Origin of the sequence: Henriciella sp., assembly GCF_049649345.1 — a bacterium.
Classification (GTDB): domain Bacteria; phylum Pseudomonadota; class Alphaproteobacteria; order Caulobacterales; family Hyphomonadaceae; genus Henriciella.
In genome coordinates this window covers 1-2,837 of the sequence record NZ_JBARZC010000403.1, presented here as the reverse complement: position 1 = coordinate 2,837, position 2,837 = coordinate 1, and the positions used below count along the sequence as shown (strand labels likewise).

Sequence of the window (2,837 nt, the reverse complement as noted above, 5' to 3'; positions counted from 1 at the left end):
TCTCTGGCATGTTTGAGGATCCCTATGCGGACGCCGCCTATGCCGAGGAAATCACGGACAATGAGGAAGCCCGCGCGCTCGCCGAAGAGGCGGCCCGCAAGTCGATCGTGCTGCTGAAGAATGACGGGACTCTGCCGCTTGATGCAGGGTCGATTGGCACGCTGGCTGTGATTGGTCCGAATGCCGATGCGGTTCGTCTCGGGGGTTATTCCGATGTGCCGACGCGTGTCCTGACCGTGCTTGACGGCATCAAGGAAGAAGTCGGTGAAGGCGTGAACGTCGTCCATCATCCGGGCGTCGAGATCACCTCCCAAGGCGACTGGTGGGAGAATGAGATCATTCTCGCCGACCGCGACGCCAACCTCGTCATGATCGAAGAGGCCAGGACCGTTGCCGAAGGCGCGGACATAATCATCCTCGTCATCGGCGGCACCGAAGCCACAAGCCGCGAAGGCTGGGACAATCAGCACCTTGGCGACCGGACCGACATCGAACTGGTCGGTGAGCAGCAGGAGCTGGCAGACGCCATGTTCGCGCTCGGCAAGCCTGTCGTGACCGTGCTGATCAATGGCAAGCCGCTCGGTGTCGATGAAGTGGCCGAGAAGACCAATGCGCTGGTCGAGGGCTGGTATCTCGGCCAGGAAGGTGGCACGGCCATGGCAGACGTTCTGTTCGGGGCGTACAATCCCGGCGGCAAGCTGCCTGTGACGATCGCAAGAAATGTCGGCCAGCTGCCGCTCGTCTACAATCACAAGCCGAGTGCCCTGCGCGGGTATCTCTTCGATACGACGGAGCCGCTCTATCCGTTCGGCTTTGGCCTCTCCTATACGACGTTCGAGATTGGCGCGCCGTCTCTGTCAGCTTCGACCATCGCAACTGATGGCGAGGTGACCGTCAGCGTCGACGTGACCAATACAGGCGAGCGGGAAGGCGACGAAGTCGTCCAGCTCTACATCCGCGACCTTGTGGCCTCCGTCACCCGGCCGGTGAAGGAGCTGCGCGGGTTCGAGCGCGTGACGCTTCAGCCTGGCGAAACGCAGACGGTAAGCTTCACGCTCGGCGAAGAGGACTTCCGGTTCTGGAACAAGGATATGGAGCGGATCGTCGAGCCGGGTGAGTTCGAGATCATGGCCGGCCCAAGCTCTGCTGAGACACAGAGCGTCACGCTCACTGTGGAGTAAGGGGCTTTCGCGCACATGTCTGGTTGCCATACTCTCCCCGTGACGCCGATCGCGGCTGAAGGATGAGTATGGCAGGCAACACAGGCCAGCAGGCCCCGTCAGCAAGGGTTTATCGGATCGGGCGCGGCGCCCATCCGGTGCTCGTCATTGAGCAAGCGGTGCCCGGTGCGGAGACACTGATCGGCGCGGCGAGCCAGCTGAATTTTTCAAGGTGCGGGCCTTTCTATCCGGGCATCCGCGCCCCGGCGCCGCCTGCCTATACAGACGTCATCGGACGCGCCTATGGCGAGCTTATCTGCAAGGTGTTTGGCTGGCAAAATGAGGGCATGCAGCCGATGGAAGCTGACTTCTCTCTGGTGACGACCCCGCCGGGAGAGCTGGTGCGCTATCAGCGCCTGCCGCATATCGACGGTACCAGCCCGGATACGATTGCCGTGCTGCATTATCTTTGCGGGCCCGAGAAAGGCGGCACGGGCTTTTTCAGGCACAAGGCGACCGGGCTTGAGGCGCTGTCGGACGAGACCCACCAAACCTATACGGACGCGCTTGAGACCGAACTCTCAGAGTTGGGAGAGCCGCCGCAAACCTATCCCGGTGCCTCGGCCCATTACGATGAGGTCGCGCGGTTCGACTGCGTCTTCAACAGGATGCTCATCTATCGCGGAAACCTGCTTCACTCCGGGTTGATCCCCGATGATATGCCCCTCAGCGATGACCCGGCGCGTGGGCGCCTGACGCTGAACAGCTTCTTTCGCCGAGGCCCGCAGCGCGCATAAAAAATGCGGCGGACCTGAAGGCCCGCCGCACCGATTTTTATCTGTTGAGCGTGACCTAGTTGGTCATCTCCTCAAGCTCCATGCCCTTGGTTTCGCGCACGGCCTTCCACACGAAGAAGATCGAGATGAAGGCGAACAACGCATAGAAGCCATAGGCCCCCGTCAGGCCGATCGCCGCGCTTCCCAGCATCATCGGGAAGGTCCATGTAATCAGGAAGTTGGTGGTCCACTGGAAGAACCCCGCCACGGCGAGGCCAGACCCACGAATCTGGTTCGGGAACATCTCCCCGAGCGACACCCACATCACCGGCCCCCAGGAGCTGTTGAAGAACATAACATAGCCGTTTGCCGCGAGCAGCGCGATCAGGCCGATATTGCCCGGCAGCGAGACCCTGCCATCGACCAGTTGGGCCTGCGAGAAGCAGAAGACCAGGATGGACAGGGTCACCGCCATGCCGATCGAGCCGACGAGAAGCAGCGGTTTTCGCCCGACCCGGTCGATCAGGGCCAGCGCAACGACAACGGCTGCAATTGAGACAGCGCCCGAGATGACGTTGATCAGCAGGGCATCGCCTTCCGAAAAGCCGACCGCCTGCCAGAGCACGGCGCCGTAATAGAAAACGACATTGATGCCGACGAGTTGCTGGAAGGTGGCGAGGCCGATGCCGATCCAGACGATCGGACGCAGGAAACCTTTCGGCGCGAGCACATCGGCAAGGCGGGGCTTGTGGTCAGCCGCGAGCGAGCGCTCGATCTCGACGACTTTCTCTTCGGCCCGTTGCTCACCGCTCAGCTTGGCGAGCACACCGCGCGCCTCGCTCGAATTGCCGCGAACCATAAGAAAGCGCGGGCTTTCTGGAATGAACAGCAGGGCGACGAG

At 61.7% G+C, this 2,837-nt stretch carries 3 protein-coding genes; 2 read left to right on the top strand and 1 reads right to left on the bottom strand.

From position 1 onward, the window contains the following. On the top strand, window positions 1-1,181 hold a 1,181-nt coding region (locus tag WA989_RS11190; RefSeq protein ID WP_424340583.1), incomplete at its 5' end, for a glycoside hydrolase family 3 C-terminal domain-containing protein. Window positions 1,182-1,249: 68 nt separating this feature from the next. Next, window positions 1,250-1,957, top strand: a complete 708-nt coding sequence (locus WA989_RS11185) for a DUF6445 family protein (protein WP_424340582.1) — start codon at window positions 1,250-1,252, stop codon at window positions 1,955-1,957. Window positions 1,958-2,012: 55 nt separating this feature from the next. Here the strand turns inward: WA989_RS11185 and WA989_RS11180 are convergent. Next, a partial coding sequence (locus WA989_RS11180; protein ID WP_424340581.1) for an MFS transporter occupies window positions 2,013-2,837 on the bottom strand: 825 nt, incomplete at its 5' end.

Bases quoted from the DNA above. Each gene is read 5' to 3' on its own strand.
- WA989_RS11185 (WP_424340582.1), top strand. From the start codon at position 1,250: ATGGCAGGCAACACAGGCCAGCAGGCCCCGTCAGCAAGGGTTTATCGG.